The organism is Desulfitobacterium dehalogenans ATCC 51507 (assembly GCF_000243155.2).
Taxonomy (GTDB): Bacteria; Bacillota; Desulfitobacteriia; order Desulfitobacteriales; family Desulfitobacteriaceae; genus Desulfitobacterium; species Desulfitobacterium dehalogenans.
The window spans coordinates 232,743-254,451 of the sequence record NC_018017.1; the positions used below are offsets into that span (position 1 = coordinate 232,743).

16 protein-coding genes, 2 tRNA genes and 3 rRNA genes are annotated in these 21,709 nt (G+C 42.8%); 16 read left to right on the forward strand and 5 right to left on the reverse strand.

Translation table 11 applies throughout. From position 1 onward, the window contains the following. The first annotated feature begins 7 nt into the window (after positions 1 to 7). Positions 8 to 757, forward strand: a complete 750-nt coding sequence (locus DESDE_RS01105; protein ID WP_242831301.1) for an ABC transporter ATP-binding protein — start codon at positions 8 to 10, stop codon at positions 755 to 757. Between the two features lie 59 nt (positions 758 to 816). On the opposite strand, the gene DESDE_RS01110 is transcribed toward DESDE_RS01105, so the two are convergent. Next, positions 817 to 2,370: an ArnT family glycosyltransferase gene (locus tag DESDE_RS01110; RefSeq protein WP_014792202.1), complete on the reverse strand. Its 1,554-nt coding sequence runs from the start codon at positions 2,368 to 2,370 to the stop codon at positions 817 to 819. A gap of 222 nt (positions 2,371 to 2,592) precedes the next feature. Here DESDE_RS01110 and DESDE_RS01115 point away from each other — a divergent pair, with 222 nt between their 5' ends. The 5 genes from DESDE_RS01115 to DESDE_RS01135 all read left to right on the forward strand — a co-directional run bounded on the left by DESDE_RS01115 (position 2,593) and on the right by DESDE_RS01135 (position 6,087). After that, positions 2,593 to 3,636 carry a rhodanese-like domain-containing protein gene (locus DESDE_RS01115; RefSeq protein WP_014792203.1) on the forward strand — a complete coding sequence of 348 codons (1,044 nt, stop codon included), beginning with the start codon at positions 2,593 to 2,595 and terminating at the stop codon, positions 3,634 to 3,636. A gap of 85 nt (positions 3,637 to 3,721) precedes the next feature. Continuing rightward, a complete protein-coding gene (locus DESDE_RS01120; protein ID WP_014792204.1) occupies positions 3,722 to 4,519 on the forward strand; it encodes a cytochrome c3 family protein in 798 nt (265 codons plus the stop codon). Between the two features lie 205 nt (positions 4,520 to 4,724). After that, positions 4,725 to 5,348, forward strand: coding sequence for a YeeE/YedE thiosulfate transporter family protein (locus DESDE_RS01125; RefSeq protein ID WP_014792205.1), 624 nt, complete (start codon positions 4,725 to 4,727; stop codon positions 5,346 to 5,348). 36 nt (positions 5,349 to 5,384) lie between these two features. Further along, positions 5,385 to 5,582 (forward strand): sulfurtransferase TusA family protein, encoded by a 198-nt coding sequence (locus DESDE_RS01130; RefSeq protein ID WP_242831388.1) that lies wholly within the window; start codon positions 5,385 to 5,387, stop codon positions 5,580 to 5,582. 13 nt (positions 5,583 to 5,595) lie between these two features. After that, positions 5,596 to 6,087 (forward strand): YeeE/YedE thiosulfate transporter family protein, encoded by a 492-nt coding sequence (locus tag DESDE_RS01135; protein WP_014792207.1) that lies wholly within the window; start codon positions 5,596 to 5,598, stop codon positions 6,085 to 6,087. A gap of 90 nt (positions 6,088 to 6,177) precedes the next feature. Here the strand turns inward: DESDE_RS01135 and DESDE_RS01140 are convergent, their stop codons facing one another. After that, on the reverse strand, positions 6,178 to 7,080 hold the full coding sequence (locus DESDE_RS01140) for a LysR family transcriptional regulator (protein ID WP_014792208.1): 903 nt from the start codon (positions 7,078 to 7,080) through the stop codon (positions 6,178 to 6,180). 256 nt (positions 7,081 to 7,336) lie between these two features. Here DESDE_RS01140 and rfbB point away from each other — a divergent pair, with 256 nt between their 5' ends. Next, entirely contained in the window at positions 7,337 to 8,389 is a 1,053-nt protein-coding gene (gene rfbB, locus DESDE_RS01145; protein WP_014792209.1) for a dTDP-glucose 4,6-dehydratase, read from the forward strand. Between the two features lie 35 nt (positions 8,390 to 8,424). Continuing rightward, positions 8,425 to 9,288 (forward strand): glucose-1-phosphate thymidylyltransferase RfbA, encoded by an 864-nt coding sequence (rfbA, locus tag DESDE_RS01150; protein ID WP_014792210.1) that lies wholly within the window; start codon positions 8,425 to 8,427, stop codon positions 9,286 to 9,288. 564 nt (positions 9,289 to 9,852) lie between these two features. Here rfbA and DESDE_RS01155 read toward each other — a convergent pair. After that, the gene (locus DESDE_RS01155) at positions 9,853 to 10,494 is read right to left on the reverse strand and encodes a class I SAM-dependent methyltransferase (RefSeq protein ID WP_014792212.1); all 642 of its coding nucleotides are present in this window, start codon (positions 10,492 to 10,494) and stop codon (positions 9,853 to 9,855) included. Positions 10,495 to 10,673: 179 nt separating this feature from the next. On the opposite strand from DESDE_RS01155, the gene DESDE_RS01160 reads away from it, so the two are divergent. Then, entirely contained in the window at positions 10,674 to 11,174 is a 501-nt protein-coding gene (locus tag DESDE_RS01160) for a hypothetical protein (RefSeq protein ID WP_014792213.1), read from the forward strand. 22 nt (positions 11,175 to 11,196) lie between these two features. On the opposite strand, the gene DESDE_RS01165 is transcribed toward DESDE_RS01160, so the two are convergent. Beyond that, on the reverse strand, positions 11,197 to 12,000 hold the full coding sequence (locus DESDE_RS01165; RefSeq protein ID WP_014792214.1) for an MBL fold metallo-hydrolase: 804 nt from the start codon (positions 11,998 to 12,000) through the stop codon (positions 11,197 to 11,199). A 240-nt stretch (positions 12,001 to 12,240) separates the two neighbouring features. Here DESDE_RS01165 and motA point away from each other — a divergent pair, with 240 nt between their 5' ends. The 7 genes from motA to rrf all read left to right on the forward strand — a co-directional run bounded on the left by motA (position 12,241) and on the right by rrf (position 19,551). After that, complete coding sequence (gene motA, locus DESDE_RS01170; protein ID WP_014792215.1) at positions 12,241 to 13,032, forward strand: flagellar motor stator protein MotA; 792 nt, start codon at positions 12,241 to 12,243, stop codon at positions 13,030 to 13,032. Further along, a complete protein-coding gene (locus tag DESDE_RS01175; protein ID WP_014792216.1) occupies positions 13,019 to 13,813 on the forward strand; it encodes a flagellar motor protein MotB in 795 nt (264 codons plus the stop codon). The genes motA and DESDE_RS01175 overlap by 14 nt, the downstream gene beginning before the upstream one ends. Before the next feature lie 346 nt (positions 13,814 to 14,159). After that, a 16S ribosomal RNA gene (locus DESDE_RS01180) occupies positions 14,160 to 15,726 on the forward strand. Between the two features lie 228 nt (positions 15,727 to 15,954). After that, positions 15,955 to 16,029 (forward strand) — tRNA-Ile (locus DESDE_RS01185). A gap of 17 nt (positions 16,030 to 16,046) precedes the next feature. Continuing rightward, positions 16,047 to 16,122: transfer RNA gene (locus DESDE_RS01190), tRNA-Ala, on the forward strand. Positions 16,123 to 16,235: 113 nt separating this feature from the next. Further along, a 23S ribosomal RNA gene (locus DESDE_RS01195) occupies positions 16,236 to 19,291 on the forward strand. A 143-nt stretch (positions 19,292 to 19,434) separates the two neighbouring features. Further along, positions 19,435 to 19,551 (forward strand): 5S ribosomal RNA (gene rrf, locus DESDE_RS01200). Together the 16S, 23S and 5S rRNA genes with 2 tRNA genes alongside form the textbook arrangement of a ribosomal RNA operon. Positions 19,552 to 19,695: 144 nt before the next feature. On the opposite strand, the gene DESDE_RS01205 is transcribed toward rrf, so the two are convergent. Further along, positions 19,696 to 21,318, reverse strand: a complete 1,623-nt coding sequence (locus DESDE_RS01205) for a methyl-accepting chemotaxis protein (protein ID WP_014792217.1) — start codon at positions 21,316 to 21,318, stop codon at positions 19,696 to 19,698. Positions 21,319 to 21,709 lie beyond the last annotated feature (391 nt).

Sequence of the window (21,709 nt, forward strand, 5' to 3'; positions counted from 1 at the left end):
TAAATCAGTGAGTAAGTATTATCATCGATCTAATGAGACCCTCAGCGTATTGGATAATATCGATCTGGATATCTATCAAGGAGAGGTACTGTCCATTTTAGGGCCTTCAGGCTGTGGCAAGACCACACTCTTGAGGCAAATTGCCGGGTTTGATCATCCTCATTCGGGCAGTGTGCTCATGGATGGGCAAGAGATTATGAAACCTGAAGTGAAGCGAATGATGATTTTTCAGGATTTTAACCAGCTCTTTCCCTGGAAAACCGTCATTCAGAACATTGCCTATCCTTTACAAATAAACCGTATCGGAGACAGTGGTGCCGCTAACCGTGAGATAGCCCTTAACTATCTTAATTTAGTGGAGTTGAGCGGATTTGCAGACAGCTATCCTCATCAACTTTCCGGAGGAATGAAGCAAAAAGCTGCTATGGCCAGAGCTTTGGCACTTAACCCCAGAGTTTTGCTCATGGATGAACCTTTTGGGAGTTTGGATGCCTTGACAAGGTTATCCCTCCAGAACCTGCTGCTAAAAGTATGGCTGGAAACAGGGGTTACGATTGTTTTGGTAACCCACGATATTCAAGAAGCGATAATACTCTCCGATCGTATAGCAGTAATGGGGAGAAGGGGGAGCGGGGGAATTAAAAAGGTAATCCTCAACCCGCTGCCAAGACCAAGAACTGCAGGTGTCGAGGGATATTCCGAAGTGTATGATCAAATTTACTCCTTGCTGGATCTGAATTCGGAGAACATAAGTTGATAGTCCAAATCCTATATCCTAGTAAGAAATGAGTAAGCCGGAGCATGGAAAGCCCCGGCTTACTCATTTACTTTATATATCTTAATCTTCCAATCCTTTTGATTAATATATCTGGCTATCCGCATCCCGTAAGTGGGTTCTGTAAACTCATAAACTAATTGACTCTTTGTCCGAAGGAACCTTTGCATATCTTCATAATACAAAGAAATATCTCCGTATACATTGTTCCATTGGGGCCTGTAGGCAAAAATGAAGTCCATTTCATCAGGATAAATAATGTAAGAAATTTTATTGCGTTGGATATATTGTTCAAATGTCAAATTATCTTCTTTAAGATGAGCTAAGTTTCTATAATCGTAAAGCTTACCGTTTTCAAAATACATTTCAGCATTGAGATTGGCGAGGACGATGTGCTCTTTAGGCACGATTTTTCCGATTTCTTGGAGATAGTTTTCATAGGAACGATTAAGGTAAGGAAGAACATTGACAAGAGTATTAATAGTTATCATGAGAAGAAGAAGTAAAGCTAAATATATCCTGGATTTTTTACTAATACATATTAGGACATAGGTTGCCAGAATATAGACCAAAGGGAAAAGAAAGATAATACTCGGTTGACTGAAGCGGCCGATTACTATGATCCCTAAATTAACTGCAACGATGGCAAGGATGATGCTTAATATCAGCACTCTTTTTTTTTGCTCTTCTTTAAACAAAAAGATGATGGATGCGGCTAGTGCTATGAAGAAAAGACAGAACTCCAGTCGGATGTCAGGGGTATAATAAGTTCCACTAATTCCATAGTATAGCTTTATATAGAAATTCTGAATTTCTGAGACCTTTGAGATAAGAGTATTGGTAACCCCAAATTGACTTCCGTATTGAGTGTAGTTGCCGATGAAATTGGCATCAAAGTATAAACTCAGGCCAATAAAGCCTAAGGCAAAACATCCTACTGGAATAGCATAGGTCAATAATCCGGATAGTTTAAGCTTTTTCGTAAAAGCAATATGAAATAGATAAAGAAAAACTATAACCAAACAGATGATAAAGCTATTGGGGTGTACGCCAATACTAAGTCCGATGATCATGCCAAGAAATAGATGGTGGATTGGTTTCATGTTTAAAAAGTTAGATAGAAAATAGTTCAAAGAAAACAGCATGATAAAGAGTAGAATAATTTCTTGACGGGCAAAATGTGAGGCATAAACAAATTGAATATCCATGGACAAAAACAGAGTTGAAATGAAAGCCCATTTTTTAGAATTAAATAGGGTATTACAAAGTTTATAGAACCAGATTAAAGTGAGTAACCCAAATAAAAAGGATAAAAGCCGGATGGTTAAAATTTCATACCCCATTAGCTTTATTGAGAGAATTTGCAGAGTATGGAAGAGGCTTTTGATGGCATGAGGGTTACGAGGATAAAGGTCAAAAAAGGTTTCAGTTACAGCATAATTTTTCGTCTCCATAATATTTCTTGATAAACCGCTTAACCAGGTTTCATCCGAATGAACGAAAGGAAAGCGGGTAAGAATGATGAGATTACAAGTTATGTAAAGGAAGGTTAGAAGGAAGTAGATGAATTTTGATGTAATGATGTTTTTAAACATAAGTTCCTCACTAACATAGGGTTATTCTTTTCTATTTGTACTTAATATCTCTATCCTCCATTGTATCAAATATCACCAACTCAAAGAGTGGGGAGGATATCAAATTATATGATAGGTATATAGTAATGCCTTATAACACAGATTTAAATTATTCACTTATAATGAGTTTGTATAAAAATTAACAAAGACAGTTTTGTAAAGAAAAAAGGAGGTTTAAAATTTATGGAAAAGTTTAGGCTCTTATCACTTTCAATTCTTCTGTCTTTATCCCTCATACTTACGGGATGTTCCGCCTCTTCCCCCAGTACCCCGGCAACGACTCAACCGGCTACCCAACAACCCGCATCTACTGAGACTCCTCAGTCTCCCACGCCTGAAGCTAATGTGGTTCAAGAAGCCGCAGAAGATTATTTTGCGAATATGCCGGATGATGTTTACAAAATTTCGGAAAAAGACTTTATAGCTAAAGTTAAAGCCAACGAAGCTATGTTTATCATGGACGTTCGTCAAGCCAAGGATTATGATGCAGGTCATGTTAAGGGAGCTGTAAATATTCCATGGGGTGAAGAGATCGCTAAGAACCTTGCAAATTTACCCAAGGACAAAACAATTATGGTCTATTGCTATACCGGTCAAACAGCAGGCCAGACTGTTGCTCTTTTAAATGTGGCTGGTTTTAATGCGAAATCGGTCAATCTTGGCTGGAATCTCGGCATATCTAAGGTCGAAGGTGTAGCCGATGTGACAGAAATCACAGCCAATGCCGTTCAGGAAGGAAAGGCAGAGGTCGAACCGGAAATTCAAGCAGCTATAGCCGATTACTTCTCGAAAATGGCTGAACTTAAAGGAACGACATATGCCAATTATAAAATCAGTGAAGACGATGCAAAAAAGGCTTTGGATACCAAAGATCCAAGCGTTATGTTCTTATCTGTAAGAAAAGCCGAGGATTTTGCTAAAGGCCATATTGAAGGTGCAGTCAATATTCCCTTCGCGAAGGGAATGCAAACTTCCTTTGAACAGCTTCCCAAAGATAAAAAAGTAATCGTCTACTGCTATACCGGCCAAACGGCCGGCCAGACCGTGGCAATTCTTCGGTTAATGGGTTATGATGCAGTATCTTTGAATTCCGGTATGGGCATGCCTTCTACAGCCGGTGCCGGATGGGCAAATAAAGGATTCCCGGTTGTCGGGACCTCAGAAAATGCCGCTGGTAGTCAGCCTGCAAATGCTCAACCTCAACCTGGTGCAGGGGATCATTCTTAAGTATCTGTATCAGTCGGCCGATCAAGATGCCAATCTCAGGATGGTTTGATTTTATAAAGTTTTCCAAACAAAAGGAGGAGCGTTTATGTCAAATTCAATTGTGTCTCGTAGAAAATTCATCACGGCAGGTCTTACCTTTGCAGCTGGGGCTGCCTTAGTCGGATGTGGGGCAAAAGAAGCAGCTAGCCCTGCCACTGCATCCACTACCAATATAGAAGCTCAACCGGTGCCATGGATTTATGAACCACTGGATCCGGAAGTGGTAAGGAAACGCGCTTATGAAAACTACTTTGAAGGTGGCTGCTGCTACGCCGCCGGAAAGGCCTTAGTTGACTCTGCTAAGGAAAAAGTAGGCGGACCGTGGAATACCATTCCCACGGATATGTTTAAATATGGTAAAGGCGGAGCGTTATCCTGGGGTACATTATGTGGGGCTCTGAATGGTAGCTTGCTTGTTATGAATTTGGTTGCTGGAAAAGATATCGATCAAGTCGGCAATGAACTAATGGGTTGGTATACGATGTTTCCCTTTCCATCCACCAAAATGGATAGCTTTGCCAAGTTCCCTAACCAAATTACGACAATAGCCAATTCTCCACTATGCCATGTATCCGTTAGCCTTTGGGCGAATGAAGCAAACGCTAAAATCAACTCTGATGAAAAAGCAGATCGTTGCGCTAAGGTCTCAGGAGATACTGCAGCCGAAGCTGTATTGATTCTCAACAAGTGGAAAGAGGGAAAGTTTATCCCGGCGTATAGTCCCGGATCAGAATTTACGAGTTGCCTAACATGTCATAATGGAGCCAAAAGCATGCTGGATAACGAGCAAGGAAAAATGAATTGTGCTCAATGTCATGATGACAAATTACAAGGACATCCATAAAATTTTCTTAAATAAACTCTTATAAATAGAGAAAGGGCAAGATTTTTCTATAGAGCAAAGGGTTATATCATTAATAACGGAGGCAGTAGATTCTGCCTCCGTTAGCTATTTTTATGTCTATGACTGAGTGCTCATAAATTTATTGACTAATTTTAAAAAAACATTAAACTTAAATTAGAGGGGATTCAGTGTAAAAGAGGTTATTATGTTAAAAAAATCACAACAAAAACTTAACTTAGGTTTTTCAATTTTTATACTATTGCTACTATTGCTATTGATTCAAGTTAGTATACAGCTGGCTTTGATTTTCGCAGTAAGTTTAGCTATTGGTTTTACTTTGCAAAAATCAAGGTTTTGCTTTGTAGCCGCTTTCCGTGATCCTTTGTTAATTGGCACGACTAAACTTACAGAGGCTTTAATATTATTGTTAGCAATTAGTATTCCCGGTTTTGCAATTGTATTTTATTTATCCAATATATTTAATCTCCCGTTAAATTTGTATGTAACTCCTTTTGGTGCCCATACCTTCATCGGAGGCCTTCTTTTTGGAACGGGGATGGTTTTGGCCGGCGGCTGTGCTTCCGGTACTCTCATGCGTGTTGGTGAAGGTTTCGCCATGCAAATGATTGCCTTATTCGGGCTATTCCTTGGAGCATTTTTGGGTAAATACTCCTTACCGTATTGGCTTTCGATTTTTCAAGAATTTCCGGGGATATCCCTTCCGGATATCGTAGGGTGGGTTCCTGCTGTGTTTATCCAGCTATTGATCTTATTCCTTTTATGGGAAGTCATTCGCTGGTGGCAGAAAAAGCAAAAGGGAGTTGGCTGAGCCGTGGTAACCTATACTTTAGATATATGGGGTGAAATGTGCCCTATACCTATAATCAAAACACAGCGTAAATTAAAAGAAATGGCATGTGGGGATCGGTTGGTATTAGAAACGGATCATAGTTGTACGAGCAGGGCTATAGTTCTCTGGGCACGGGAACATGGGCATGAAATCGAGGAAAGTGAAGTTTCCAATGGGATATGGAGGCTAGAGATAACCAAAGGACACAACTAAGAGGGAGGGTCTTATGGGAAAAAAACTGCAAATCATTTATAAGGGACCTTGGGCTTATTGGGTTGGTGCGGCGGTATTGGCAATTTTAAATATGCTGGTTCTGGTGATCAGGCAAAGACCTTGGGGGATTACCACTAATATTGAGGAATGGTCCGTATGGATTGGTTCAAAGATCGGTTTAGTTAATAATTTGGATATTAGCCTTAAGCAATTGTTATTATCTGATGGAACATATTTAAATCTAGGCGTGATTCTGGGTGCTTTTTGGGCGACACTCGTTGCTTCCCAGGCACGTTTTCATCCAATTAAGGATAAGAAATTCGCGATTTCTGCGTTAATCGGTGGAATGCTTATGGGCTATGGGGCTCGTGTTGCCTATGGATGCAATATTGGATTGGTACTTAATGGTATTGCTTCAAGTTCGCTGTCGGGATGGATTTTCGCTGTTGCAGTATTCATGGGGACTTGGCTAGGAGCGAAGCTCTTAGTGCGGTTTTTGTTGTGATAGATGTTAGTTCGTTAAGAATTCAGATATAAGAAGAGGATGACTTATTCCGGGAAATAAAGTCATCCTCTTTTTAATGTTTTTATATCATTAACATAAAAAGCGTTCTTCCGGATCGGTGAGAAATTTGATTAATCGTCTGGTTTTAGAAGACAAATAATGATGGTCGAACTTTATGATATTATAATTCAAGGGCATATCCAAATCGATAATAGTAAGGGCCCTAAGTGATCCTTGATAGACTTCCTTTTTTACGGACAAACGAGGTACGACAGCTCCCCCCATCCCCGCTTGTACGGCTGACTTGATGGCGTCTATAGTGGTCATTTCAGTAATTACATTAAGATCCTTAAAAGTATAACCTTGAGCTTCAAGAAATTGTGCCAGCACTTTGTGAGTACCCGACCCCGACTCACGCATAATTAAAGGTTGACTCAGAAATTCCTTTAAAGTTATTTTATCGGTCTGAGCGGGGTGAGATGGGGGAACAATCAGTACCAATTCATCTGAAGTAACATGATGGGTACTGATTCCTGGCATTTCAGGAAGTATTTCTACCACACCAAAATCCACTTGCTCTGCTTTGACTTTACGCAGTATTTCTTCTGCATTGGCAATTTCGAGTCGAATATTTACTTCGGGATATTCTTCTTTAAACAAATAGATTGAACAGGGAAGGGAAACATTGCCAATCGTTGTACTTGCGCCCACGATAATTTGGTTGCTCTCATGCTGCATGGTAATTTCTAATTGCTGTTCCATTTCTTCTTGAAGCGCTAAGATTCGTTGGGCATAGGTATAGAAGACCTGCCCAGCTTTCGTAAGAGAAACGCCTTGTTGTGTCCGTTCAAATAACGGACCCATGTAATACTCTTCTAAATTCTTGATATGTGTACTCACTGCAGGCTGGCTTAGATGCATGACTTTAGCAGCTTTAGAAATGCTTTGGAATTTAGATACAGCAAGAAAAATTTTCAACTGGTAGGTGTCCAAATGCTCACCTTCTCTCATGTGTTTCGTTGTGATTCGCGAAACTTTTTAGCAACAAAGGTGCCTATCTTAATGTTACATCATAATGAAAGAATTATTAAGTATAAAAATTCTTTATACGGATATAAGTACTTACGATGATTTCACTATAGCAATTATTCGGAAATAATGTGAAAATAGTATCATTCTTGAGAGGGAAGAGAAGTCTGGGCTCTTTTTATTGTATGAGGTATTTTTCAAAGGGGATGGAGGGACAACGATGAAGCTTTGGATCGTTACCGGTGGCTGTGGTTTTATCGGGAGTAATTTCATTCGCTATATGATTCAAACCGGAAGTGTTCGCATTGTAAACCTTGATAAGTTAACCTATGCAGGCAATCTCGATTCCCTAGCAGATGTATCGAAGCATCCTAATTATGTTTTTATTAAGGGTGATATTGGAGACCGGGCCTTGGTCACAAGTCTGCTGAAAAAGTATAGACCGGATGGCATAATAAACTTTGCCGCGGAATCCCATGTGGACCGTTCTATTGATCGACCAGATGATTTTATTCATACGAATATATTAGGTACATTTGAACTGCTAGAGGCGATACGCAGCTATTGGAGTGAATTGGATATTAAAGATAACTTTCGTTTTCTGCATGTTTCAACCGATGAGGTTTATGGGTCCTTGGGTAATGAAGGATATTTTACGGAGAATACTCCCTATGCCCCCAATTCCCCCTATTCTGCATCAAAGGCTGCTGCCGATCATTTGGTGAGGGCCTATCACAAAACGTATAATCTGCCCACCTTAACCACGAAATGCTCCAATAATTACGGCCCTTTTCAGTTTCCGGAAAAGCTGATTCCCCTAATCATTCTTAATGCTCTCGATCATAAATTATTACCGATTTATGGTGATGGTCAAAATATCCGAAATTGGCTTTATGTACTCGAACATTGTGAAGCCATAAAAATTGTGATAGAGCGTGGCCAATTGGGTGAAACCTATAACGTTGGCGGAAAACAGGAAAAAAGCAACCTTGAAGTAGTGAATAATGTGTGTGAGCTGTTGGATGAAATGTCTCCACGGGTGGATGGTCGAAGTTATCGACAGCAAATTGCTTTTGTGAAGGATCGACCGGGGCACGATCGGCGTTATGGGATAGATTATTCAAAAATAAAAACTCAGTTAGGCTGGGAATCTCAGGAGACTTTTGAAAGTGGGCTGAGAAAAACAGTGCAGTGGTATTTGGACAACAGGGAGTGGTGTCAGCGCGTCATTGATGGGAGTTATCAGCGGCAAAGGCATGGTCTGACCGTTTAGGACTTTGTTTGTGATTAAAGGAGAGGTGATGGGAGTTGACTAAGGGAATCATATTAGCTGGGGGGAGCGGCAGTCGATTATATCCCCTTACTATAACTGTCAGTAAACACCTTTTGCCCATATACAATAAACCCATGATCTATTACCCGCTCACCACGTTAATGCTGACGGGTATTAGGGAAATCTTGATCATAACGACACCCCAGGATAAGTCGTTGTTTCAAAGAATATTACATGATGGAAGTCAATGGGGGATAAGCATAAGGTATGAAATCCAGTCAAGTCCTGGGGGATTGGCCCAGGCTTTTATCATCGGTCGGGAATTTATTGGGAGAGACAATTGTGTTCTAATATTAGGTGACAATCTCTTCTACGGACATAGACTATCGGAAATTCTTGCTCGCGCCGGTAAACAGGAAAGTGGGGCAACTGTCTTCGCTTATTGGGTAAAAGATCCGGAACGATATGGGGTTGTAGAATTTAATCAGGACGGTCAAGTTACGAGTGTAGAAGAAAAACCCTCAAGACCAAAATCCAATTATGCAATTACCGGACTTTATTTTTATGATAATAAAGTCGTCGATATTGCGGCTAATCTTAAGCCATCTTACAGAGGGGAGCTGGAGATTACAGATGTAAATAAGATTTATTTAAAGAATCAAGAATTAAGTGTGGAAAAGTTAGGACGGGGATTCACCTGGTTGGATACCGGGACTCCTGAATCCTTACTGCAGGCATCGAATTTTATTCAGACCATTGAGGATCGTCAAGGATTGAAGATTGCTTGCCCGGAAGAAGTTGCTTACCGGTTGGGATATATTGATGAAAAGCGGGTGGAAAAATTAGCGGATTTCTTTTCTAATAATAGTTATGGTCAATATCTTTATAACCTTATCTAGATTATGATGCATTAATTATGCATAGTTTGGTTGAAACGGTCTACCGCGTAATAAACAGCTATTTGTAATGTTTTCGGTCATATTGTAGGTTAATCTGTCATATTGTAGGTCTATCTGTCAAATATAGCGATATTGTAGAAATTTTGGGGAAATAATAGGACTTTTTGAATAGAGTTTAAAGAGTAAGTATAGTATACTTCAAGTGCAAGTGTTAATAATCACAATATAAGTTGTTGCAAAAAGCCTCAACAATTGGAGACAAAGAGAGGAGGATTATGGTATGAATGATAGTTCGAAATTATCCCCCAAATCAATTGCCTTCCTAGTTGGACTTTGTGTATTTACAATGGCTATTAGTCTTGGGTGTGTGTTCTTCTTGTAATACGAATATTAAATTAGAAATGTATTATATTTCCTGTTAATTCAAGAAGTCGCTGATAAAGAACGAGGGTCTTTATCCTGCGACTTCTTTTTTATTAATTATGCCACTTTTGCATTATTAAATTGGCTTTGCTTATGAAGTGGGGCAGTTTCGCTATGGCAGTCACTTTGCTCTCATCGCAATCAAACCCAATCATGGTGCTCAGATTTTGTTCCAGCAGGTTCCCCAATCTTTTCCAAGGAACGCTCATACATTTGCGGGTCCTTCAACGGATTAAAAGGCAATTTATACCTTACAGTGTTCTCATCCTCATCAAAAAGGTAATTAAAGCCGTTGTCAAATCCTGTGAGCAAGATACCGCCTTTTTTCAATACTCTATAACATTCCTGCCAAACGGGCTGGATATCTTCGATATAGCAATTAGAAACAGGATGAAAAATTAAATCGAAAGATTCATCGGCAAAAGGCAATGGGTTTGTGATATCACCTCGAACAAGCTCGATGGCATAGTTCTCGCGTTCAGCGACCTCTTTTTCACTTTGCAGCTGCCTCTCCGAATAATCAATGACGGTACATGCTGCCCCCAAGGCTGAAAAGATGGGCATCTGCTGACCGCCTCCTGATGCTAATCCCAGTATTTTCGCATTTTTCATTTCGCTGAACCATTCTTTAGGGACAGGTTTAGTAGGGGTTAACACCACAAACCAATCCTGGTCTTGCGCTTTTACATAGGTTTCGTGGTTTATGGGTTGTCCCCATTTCCAGCCTTCCTCAACCCATTTGTCAAAGACCTTGGAGTTTATTTCGGTGTAGTTTTTATTCATACTGTACCTCTTTCTTGCTTCTAAGCTATGATTGTTTGGCAAAAGTCTTCATAAATATCGCCAATTCTGGCATTTAACGATATAATTAGAGTTCCTGCAGGAATGAAAAGCATTTCTTTTTATATATGGTACAATGTAAGTTGTTGTTTTGATTAAATGACGTGGAGGGAGAGAAGAATTTGTCGTCGAGTAAAGACAATATCATTGATTTTCAGCAATATAAGGAAAAACGTAAAATTCAAAGGACTGTTCCCTCTGCAGAAAAGACCTCCCTTGAAAATGATTTTCAGGGAAAGTTGCGGTTAACTCAAGAGGATGCCGAAATGATCATATACTGTATGCGGCTGGGACGGGAATACTTTATGATTGAGGTAGAGGAGATTCCCGATGAGAGTGGACAACCCCAAAAGGATCTTGAGACCGTAAATCGTCTGCTGGATAGAATTCAGTATGAAGTGCTTAAGCTCCAAACTGAGGAGGGTTACATCGTTAGTTTAAGGTTTTTAGAATTAGCATTTATAGTAGACTGTGTTGAAATGACGAGAAGTGCAGTGGAAAAGGGTATTGATGTATTTCAGTCGGAGCCCGGTGATAAAGAAGATTATAGAAAGTGGTTGGATGAAACCTTTTTCTATCTGTTGGATGTGTATGAAAAATGGCGATTTTATCAGGGTCAATAAAGAATATCATATATAGATGGTTTTAAAGCTCTATGACATCGAGGTCATCAGGGACTAAAAGATTACCTTTAAAATATTGTTTTCCTTCAATTGTATATAATATTTTACGCTTCTCGATATTCTTGTCTTCTGTGTGCCATAGGATGAGATTCTTAACATTGAGTAGGGTAGCCAGTTCGCAGGCATCTTTTACTGTACTGTGATGTTTTTCATAAGGCTTAAAGAGCTCTCGTTCTTCATAAAGACAAAAAGCCTCACATAGGAGCCAATCACTGTTCTCTGCATACTTCTCACATAAGGAATTATAGGGTTCGTCCCCCATAAATGTTAGCTTTTTATTACCGTCTAAGTGAAGTGTAAAACCAAATTGTTTAGCTTTAGTAGAATGAAGATCGAAAAAAGTAAAGGTATGACCTAGCAGATCTGCTTGCTGTCCATCAGCTACAGAAATAATATGAATTCGACGACCAATTAAATCAGCGATCTTCTTGTCCATAGTGATTTCAACCAGGGAATGAAGACCTGAAGCAAGTTCATCATGACAATAAAGGTTGAAATCTCCTTCATACTTTCCGGCAACCATGGTGCTTCCTATCATACGAATTACCCAAACCATACCCAGGAGATGATCTGTATGGCAATGACTTATGAAGGCATGATGTATCTTGTCATAGGGTATGTTAGCTTTTTGTAGTTGGGAGAGAATTCCGTTACCTCCACCGCCATCGACGAGTACATAATTATCTTTATCTACTAATACGAAACAGGTATTATAACATTGAGTCACAACGGCATGCCCGGTTCCGAGAACTATAAGATTCTTCATCAATTTGTACCTCATTTAATTAAGATAATATATAGTTCGGTTTAAAAGAATGTTTTTCCTATAGAAAAGTCGAAAAATACGGGATCAGTAAAAATAGAGTTTAAAAATAGGAAAAAAGACCTAATGATTATAGGAAAAAAGACTCTTGCAAAATAGGATTCATTTGAAATTACAGCAGGAGATTTGGAGTTTTCCGCGAATATTGGAGTATCGAAAAAGCTTATATAAAGGGAGAAAAGTATGGAGTTATCAACACTGATAGGTTTACTTTTGGGTTTTATTGCTGTAGGCGTTGGAATGGTTCTTAAAGGAGCTAGTCTTACCGCGCTTATTAATCCGGCGGCTATTTTGATTATTATCGTTGGTACTATAGCGACCATCTTTATTGGCTTTCCTATGGAGGATATCAAGAGGGTACCGAAGCTCTTTAAGATCTTGTTTGCGAAGCAACAATTGATATCCAAGAAGGAACTTGTCAAGCAGTTTGCCGAATGGACTACGGTAAGTCGCCGGGAAGGTATACTTTCTCTGGAAAACCGCTTAGAAGAGATTGACGATGATTTTCTTAAAAAAGGGATGGCCATGGCTATCGATGGGAATGATGCCGAGTTCATTCGCGATGTTCTCTCCGAGGATATTTCGGCGATGGAGGAAAGGCATCGGGATGGTGCCCTTATTTTTTCCCAAATGGGAACCTATGCACCAACCTTAGGGGTATTGGGCGCTGTGGTGGGGTTGATATCCGCCTTGAGCAACCTAAATGAGGTAGAAGCCCTCGGGCATCTGATTTCAGCTGCTTTCGTCGCCACCTTGCTGGGTATTTTTACAGGATATGTTTTATGGCATCCCATGGCTAATAAACTGAAGCTTTTCTCGAGAAGGGAAGCGGGAGTAAAGAGAATGATGCTTGAGGGGATTTTGTCGATTCAAGCAGGGGACAATGTCAATGCAATACATAATAAACTTTTTGCCTATCTTTCCGCAGTCGAGCGAAGAGAATTAACCGAGGAGATGGGCAATGAAAAAGCATAAAAAAGAGCACCATGAAGAACACATGGATGAAACCTGGTTGGTGCCTTATTCGGATATTTTAACCTTATTACTGGCGCTATTTATCATTCTATTTGCCGCTGGGCAAATCGACCAAAAAAAGTATGAGCGCATTATGGCTGGCTTTAACAGCGCATTTACCGGGGGAACAAGTGTCTTTGAATCTACAAGTGATCTAAGCATTGATATTACGGACGATAATATGGGCAAAAACGACAATCCGGTGACCGCTGAGACGGAGAGCGTTTTGGCTGCGGCTCGCGCACGAGAAGAGCATGACATGAGAGAAATGAAGGAAAAAATAGATCAGTATATTAATGAAAACAATTTGAGCACACAGCTTGAGACACGGATCACTGATGAAATGCTGATGATCAGTATTCGGGATTACGCACTCTTTGATTCAGGATCTGCTTTAGTAAAGACTGAGGCTCAAAAGTTAGCTCATATTATATCAGAGATTTTAAGACAGTATCCTAATTATAATGTAGAAGTGGCAGGGCACACGGACAACCTTCCTATCAACACGGCCGAGTTCCCCACCAATTGGGATTTGAGCTCTCGACGCTCCTTAAACTTCATGAAGTATCTACTGCAATCCAATGGGCTGGATCAATCGAGGTTTAGGTCGATTGGTTATGGGGAGTTCCAACCAATCGCTGCCAATACGACTGAAGAAGGCAGGGCTAAGAATCGCCGTGTTGAGGTCAATATATTAAGGAATTTTGGACAACCTACAAATACCTTTGGCGGTAGGCAGTAAAGGTTGTCCAGATGAATTTGGTTCAACATTTAAGGACTCCAGAAGGGGACTTATAGACTTAAAGATTTTGTCGAAATTAATATTGACACCAACTTAATCAAGTGATAGTATTATATAGCATCGCAGAAACGGAAAACGTTTTGAAGAAGCTTCTAAAGAATGATTCGAAACTTTAGAAAAAAGCAGTTGACAATTAAAAATCAATCTGCTAAACTAAGATTCCGTCACAGAGAGTGGCGAAACAAAATGGTCTTAAATGGTCTTTGAAAACTAAACAACAAGGAACAGCCAATGACTCGTCAAATGAGTAAAAGACAATTTGAGCAATCAAATTTTCTTCATAAATTTTATGGAGAGTTTGATCCTGGCTCAGGACGAACGCTGGCGGCGTGCCTAACACATGCAAGTCGAACGGAGAAACTCAATAAGCTTGCTTAGAGAGTTCTTAGTGGCGGACGGGTGAGTAACGCGTGGATAACCTACCCAATAGACCGGGACAACCCTTGGAAACGAGGGCTAATACCGGATAAGCTTATCCCATGGCATCATGGGATAAGGAAAGATGGCCTCTGAACATGCTATCGTTAATGGATGGATCCGCGTCTGATTAGCTAGTTGGTGGGGTAAAGGCCTACCAAGGCGACGATCAGTAGCCGGCCTGAGAGGGTGAACGGCCACACTGGGACTGAGACACGGCCCAGACTCCTACGGGAGGCAGCAGTGGGGAATCTTCCGCAATGGACGAAAGTCTGACGGAGCAACGCCGCGTGTACGACGAAGGCCTTCGGGTTGTAAAGTACTGTCTTCAGGGACGAACGGCAGGTATGAAAATATTGTACTTGCATGACGGTACCTGAGGAGGAAGCCCCGGCTAACTACGTGCCAGCAGCCGCGGTAATACGTAGGGGGCAAGCGTTGTCCGGAATCATTGGGCGTAAAGGGCGCGTAGGCGGATGATTAAGTCTGGTGTGAAAACCTAGGGCTCAACCCTGGGACTGCATCGGAAACTGGTTATCTTGAGGACAGGAGAGGAAAGTGGAATTCCACGTGTAGCGGTGAAATGCGTAGATATGTGGAGGAACACCAGTGGCGAAGGCGACTTTCTGGACTGTAACTGACGCTGAGGCGCGAAAGCGTGGGGAGCAAACAGGATTAGATACCCTGGTAGTCCACGCCGTAAACGATGAGTGCTAGGTGTAGAGGGTATCGACCCCCTCTGTGCCGCAGTTAACACACTAAGCACTCCGCCTGGGGAGTACGGCCGCAAGGTTGAAACTCAAAGGAATTGACGGGGGCCCGCACAAGCGGTGGAGCATGTGGTTTAATTCGACGCAACGCGAAGAACCTTACCAAGGCTTGACATCCATAGAATCCCGTGGAAACATGGGAGTGCCCTTCGGGGAGCTATGAGACAGGTGGTGCATGGTTGTCGTCAGCTCGTGTCGTGAGATGTTGGGTTAAGTCCCGCAACGAGCGCAACCCCTATGTTTAGTTGCCAGCAAGTAAGGTTGGGCACTCTAGACAGACTGCCGGTGACAAACCGGAGGAAGGTGGGGATGACGTCAAATCATCATGCCCCTTATGTCTTGGGCTACACACGTGCTACAATGGCCAGTACAGACGGAAGCGAAGCCGTGAGGTGGAGCAAATCCGAGAAAGCTGGTCTCAGTTCGGATTGTTCTCTGCAACTCGAGAACATGAAGTCGGAATCGCTAGTAATCGCAGGTCAGCATACTGCGGTGAATACGTTCCCGGGCCTTGTACACACCGCCCGTCACACCACGAAAGTCTGCAACACCCGAAGCCGGTGAGGTAACCCTTTTGGGAGCTAGCCGTCGAAGGTGGGGCCGATGATTGGGGTGAAGTCGTAACAAGGTAGCCGTATCGGAAGGTGCGGCTGGATCACCTCCTTTCTAAGGAGACATGTTCACTCTGGTAGTGAGCATATCCTAAGGTCGATGCTTTGAAGGACGTCACGGAAGCAATGAAGTGAAACGATTCAAAGTTGGAGAAGTCTTAAGAGACTTCTAAAAGCCGAAGAGGCAAAACGGAGCAATCCGTAAAGTATGAGAAATGAAGCTGTTGAAGTTAAAAGCTACCTTGTTGTTTAGTTTTGAGGGACCATAAAGTCTTCTATATGGGGGTATAGCTCAGCTGGTTAGAGCGCACGCCTGATAAGCGTGAGGTCGGTGGTTCGAGTCCACCTAGGCCCACCATAAAAGATTAATATTGTGGGGGTATAGCTCAGCTGGGAGAGCACCTGCCTTGCAAGCAGGGGGTCAGCGGTTCGATCCCGCTTACCTCCACCATAATATATCTGGTTTCTCTAATGTTTATTATGTTCTTTGAAAACTGCACAGAGAAGAAAAAAACTGTAATTAGGATAACATCTAAAACCTAGAAGTGGCGGCAAAAAACGTTTGGTCAAGCTACTAAGGGCGTACGGTGGATGCCTAGGCGCTAAGAGTCGAAGAAGGACGCGGCGAGCGGCGAAACGCCACGGGGAGCAGTAAGCATGCCTTGATCCGTGGATATCCGAATGGGGCAACCCATCCAGAGTCATATCTGGATATCTGTAACTGAATCCATAGGTTGCAGAAGACAACCCGGGGAACTGAAACATCTAAGTACCCGGAGGAAGAGAAAGAATAATCGATTCCCTGAGTAGCGGCGAGCGAAACGGGAACAGCCCAAACCAATCCCTTCGGGGGTTGGGGTTGTAGGACCCTCTATTAAGTCTGTATCTCTAGTCGAAGAGGTCTGGAAAGGCCGAGCAAAGAAGGTAACACTCCTGTAGGCGAAAGAGAGAAAGACTGTGAGGGTATCCTGAGTACCGCGGGACACGTGAAACCCCGTGGGAAGCTGGGAGGACCACCTCCCAAGGCTAAATACTCCTTAGCGACCGATAGCGAACCAGTACCGTGAGGGAAAGGTGAAAAGCACCCCGGGAGGGGAGTGAAAGAGAACCTGAAACCGTACGCTTACAAGCAGTCAAAGCACCATAAAGGTGTGATGGCGTGCCTTTTGTAGAATGAACCGGCGAGTTACGGTATGTAGCAAGGTTAAGACGAGAAGTCGGAGCCGAAGCGAAAGCGAGTCTGAAGAGGGCGATGAGTTACATGCTGTAGACCCGAAACCGTGTGATCTACCCATGGACAGGGTGAAGGTGGGGTAAAACCCACTGGAGGCCCGAACTCACTGTCGTTGAAAAGACAGGGGATGAGCTGTGGGTAGGGGAGAAATTCCAATCGAACACGGAGATAGCTGGTTCTCCCCGAAATAGCTTTAGGGCTAGCCTCAATTAATGATTCTTGGCGGTAAAGCACTGAATAGGCTAGGGGCCTTACCGGGTTACCGAACCTTATCAAACTCAGAATGCCAAGAATTTAGATTGGGAGTCAGACTGTGGGGGATAAGCTTCATAGTCAAAAGGGAAACAGCCCAGACCATCAGCTAAGGTCCCCAAGTATACGCTAAGTGGAAAAGGATGTGGAATTGCATAGACAACCAGGATGTTGGCTCAGAAGCAGCCACCATTTAAAGAGTGCGTAATAGCTCACTGGTCGAGTGGTTCTGCGCCGAAAATGTAACGGGGCTCAAGCGTATCACCGAAGCTATGGCTTGGAACGGAATTATTAAGTCTTTAGAAAAGGAGCACTAAGGGAAGTTGCATGAGGAATTTTGCTTCCAATGAGGAAGACAAAGGCTTGAATGAAAGCAAAATTTCCAAATGTCCTCAAGGGGCTCAAGAAAAGCTAAGGGTTTAATAATTCCGTTCCAGGGGTAGGGGAGCGTTCTATTCGCAGCGAAGTCAGACTGTGAGGTCTGGTGGAGTGAATAGAAGTGAGAATGCCGGTATGAGTATGCGAAAAGGTGAGTGAGAATCTCACCCGCCGAAAACCTAAGGATTCCTGGGGAAGGCTCGTCCGCCCAGGGTAAGTCGGGACCTAAGCCGAGGCGTAAAGCGTAGGCGATGGACAACTGGTTGAGATTCCAGTACCACTGAGAAGCGTTTGAGCGATGGGGTGACACAGAAGGATAGGTTAAGCGTGCCGTTGGTTGAGCACGCCCAAGCCCGTAGGGTGTGAGATAGGCAAATCCGTCTCGCGAATAAACCTAAAAGGTGATGGGGAGCGAAATAAGTAGCGAAGTAACCGACTCCAAGCTGTCAAGAAAAGCCTCTAGCGAGCTTACTTAGTGCCCGTACCGTAAACCGACACAGGTAGGTAAGGAGAGAATCCTAAGGCGCGCGAGAAAACCCTCGTTAAGGAACTCGGCAAAATGACCCCGTAACTTCGGGAGAAGGGGTGCTCTAGAGATAGAGCCGCAGAGAAGAGGTCCAGGCGACTGTTTATCAAAAACACAGGTTCCTGCCAATCTGAAAAGAGAAGTATAGGAGCTGACGCCTGCCCGGTGCTGGAAGGTTAAGAGGAGAGGTTAGCCCGAAAGAGCGAAGCTTTGAATTGAAGCCCCAGTAAACGGCGGCCGTAACTATAACGGTCCTAAGGTAGCGAAATTCCTTGTCAGGTAAGTTCTGACCCGCACGAAAGGCGTAACGATCTGGACACTGTCTCAACGAGGGACTCGGCGAAATTGTAATACCCGTGAAGATGCGGGTTACCTGCGACAGGACAGAAAGACCCCATGGAGCTTTACTGTAGCTTGACATTGGACTTTGGTATGAAATGTACAGGATAGGTGGGAGACTAAGAAGCTAGGGCGCCAGCCTTGGTGGAGTCACAGGTGGGATACCACTCTTTTTGTACTGAAGTTCTAACCTAGGCCCCTGAATCGGGGTTGGGGACCGTGTCAGGTGGGCAGTTTGACTGGGGCGGTCGCCTCCTAAAGAGTAACGGAGGCGCCCAAAGGTTCCCTCAGCGCGGATGGAAATCGCGCGAAGAGTGTAAAGGCACAAGGGAGCTTGACTGCGAGACCAACAAGTCGAGCAGGGACGAAAGTCGGGCTTAGTGATCCGGTGGTACCGAGTGGAAGGGCCATCGCTCAACGGATAAAAGCTACCCTGGGGATAACAGGCTTATCTCCCCCAAGAGTCCATATCGACGGGGAGGTTTGGCACCTCGATGTCGGCTCATCGCATCCTGGGGCTGTAGTAGGTCCCAAGGGTTGGGCTGTTCGCCCATTAAAGCGGTACGTGAGCTGGGTTCAGAACGTCGTGAGACAGTTCGGTCCCTATCCGTCGCAGGCGCAGGAAATTTGAGAGGAACTGACCCTAGTACGAGAGGACCGGGTTGGACGGATCACTGGTGTACCAGTTGTCTCGCCAGAGGCAGTGCTGGGTAGCTATATCCGGATCGGATAAGCGCTGAAAGCATCTAAGCGCGAAGCCGGCCTCAAGATGAGATTTCCCACAGCGTAAGCTGGTAAGACCCCTGAAAGATGATCAGGTAGATAGGCCCGGAGTGGAAGTGCGGCGACGCATGGAGCGGACGGGTACTAATCGGTCGAGGGCTTGACCTAACGAAAGGTCATGGAAAGGTCACCTCACTGAGGGGCTCAAGACTAAGGTGAGGAAAGATGAAAGCTTAATTACAGTGAAGAAAACTCAACTCTGTGTAGTTTTGAGGGAACAGGAAGTTCGCTCAAAGATAACCACATAAAGATCTGGTGACTATACCGGAGGGGTACCACCCGTTCCCATCCCGAACACGGAAGTTAAGACCTTCAGGGCTGATGATACTTGGACCGCAGGGTCCTGGGAAAGTAAGTCGTTGCCAGGTAACGAAGAGACCATCTTATTCAGATGGTCTTTTTGCTTTTCGTTAAAGTATGCTGTTAGCTTTTTTCCTTACGGAAAAACAATAATAAAATCTATCAACCTCTAATTAATCTAAAGACTTAGCCTTTACTTTTATGTTATGAACTTACAATTTAAATCTCTTAATAAAGCGATCTAAATGATCCGATGTCTTAGCTAACTCTTCGGCCATTGCAGCGACTTGCTGAGTAGATTGCATTTGTCCGTCCATTGTGGCGGCTGCTTGCTGGGCCGCGAGTGAGAATTGTGAAGCTATCGAGACAGAATTATTCTGCACCTCAGCTAGATTTTGACTTTGAAGCAGTAGGTGATTGACATCATTAAAGTTTTCTTGAATTTTTTGTCCAGTCGTTTGAATGACTTGATCGAGTGAATGAATTGCATCTCCAGCTTTTTTAATAACTGCTTTACCACTATCTATTTCTTTTAACCCTTTCCCCATGTCTTCAGAGGCGGAACGTACCATATCCTGAACCCCATGTATAAGCTCCATAATTTGATGAGCGGATTCAGCAGAGTCATTAGCTAATTTCCTGATCTCTTCGGCAACGACAGAAAAGCCACGCCCGTGTTCACCAGCTCGCGCAGCTTCTATAGCCGCATTAAGGGCCAAGAGATTCGTTTGATCAGAAATACCATTGATAATGGAAACAATTTCTCCGATCTTAGTGGCCTGTTCTTCAAGGTTTTGGATTGAGGTATTCGCTTGATATGTTGATAAAGAAATGACCTTCATCTCTTGGACAATCTCATCTACGGCCAGTAATCCTTCATGACTGATCTGCCGTGCTGAGTTTGAGGATGACTGAACCTCTTGTGTACTATGGCGAATCCGTTCCGAAGCAGACTTGATCTCCGCAACTTGCTCCGCAGCTTTTCTCATGCCATCGATTTGTTCAACAGATCCGGCGCTGAATTCCTGGAATAGAGCAGCTAAATGTTCGTAATTCTCGGCAAGGGCTTTGGTATGAGTAGCTTGAGTGTTGCTGATTTCATAAGATTTTTTCGAGATAGTATTGATGTCCGTAATAATTGATTTTATGCCATTATTGACCTTATTCACTTCGTAGGATAATGTGGATAGCTCATTCGACGATTTAATTGTTGCAGCATTTGTCAAATTACCCCTGGTGATCGATTTTGTAACTCTGATAGTTTCATTTAGGGTCGAAATAACTTTACTGTGGAGAGAATAGGAATAAAGAGTCCCTAAGGCTAAGGTAAATAAGCTAAGGCTAATAGCCACTGGAGAGCGGGAAATCCATGTCCAGCTTCCTCCTAGAATTAATAGGGGAACTAAACCAAGAGCAAAGGCATAGCTGAGTTTATTTTTTTGTATTGGAATCCCCATTCTTGCTGCGTAACGATGTTCACCATTAACATAAATAGGGCAGATGACATCAAGCAAGATTTCGCCGGTATCACGGTGATAGATTTGTGATATAGCCTTCTTTGTGCCTAAGATTTCCAATTCTCCTTTTGTAACAAAGTTGCCTTCGCGAAAGCGGTTAGAATGGACTAAAGCTTGGCCCTCTAAACTATTGATGACGAGAAATTCATTATTCCCTATATTGGCGTTGATGACCTGACGTAAGGGCTCAATAACCTGTGTCCAGTCTCCATTGGAGGACTGATTTAAAACCTCTTCCATCTCATTTGCAATGTGGGAAATTAGCTGAATGGCTTGATTCCTTTTCCCATTGCCGGTTCTAACCTCACCCTTATGCATATCAAAACCTCCTTTGCTGGCGCTATTTGTAGAATTACTGGATTTAATTCCTTCACTAAATATTCCTTGAAAAGAAAGGAGAAAAAGAGAGTAATGCTATAAGTAAATGTTATATAAAAAACTCTTCGGTTTCATTATCCTTTTGAGATAATAACTGGCAATTACACTTATCACCTGGTATATTATTGAGTTGTGATAAAGTAGCTGAATAGGAAGGTTCTTTGTTTCCTTGAGTATGGATGCATTTAAGCTTTCCAGGAATATCGGAGCATGTGTCTGCAAAACGTCAGAAGCTATAGAGGCTCTTTCGGATATAAGGTAAGCTAGAGATAAAAAAGAAGTTATCTTGATGTAGCAAGAGGGAATAAGCCCGTCTTTGAACATATCGAAG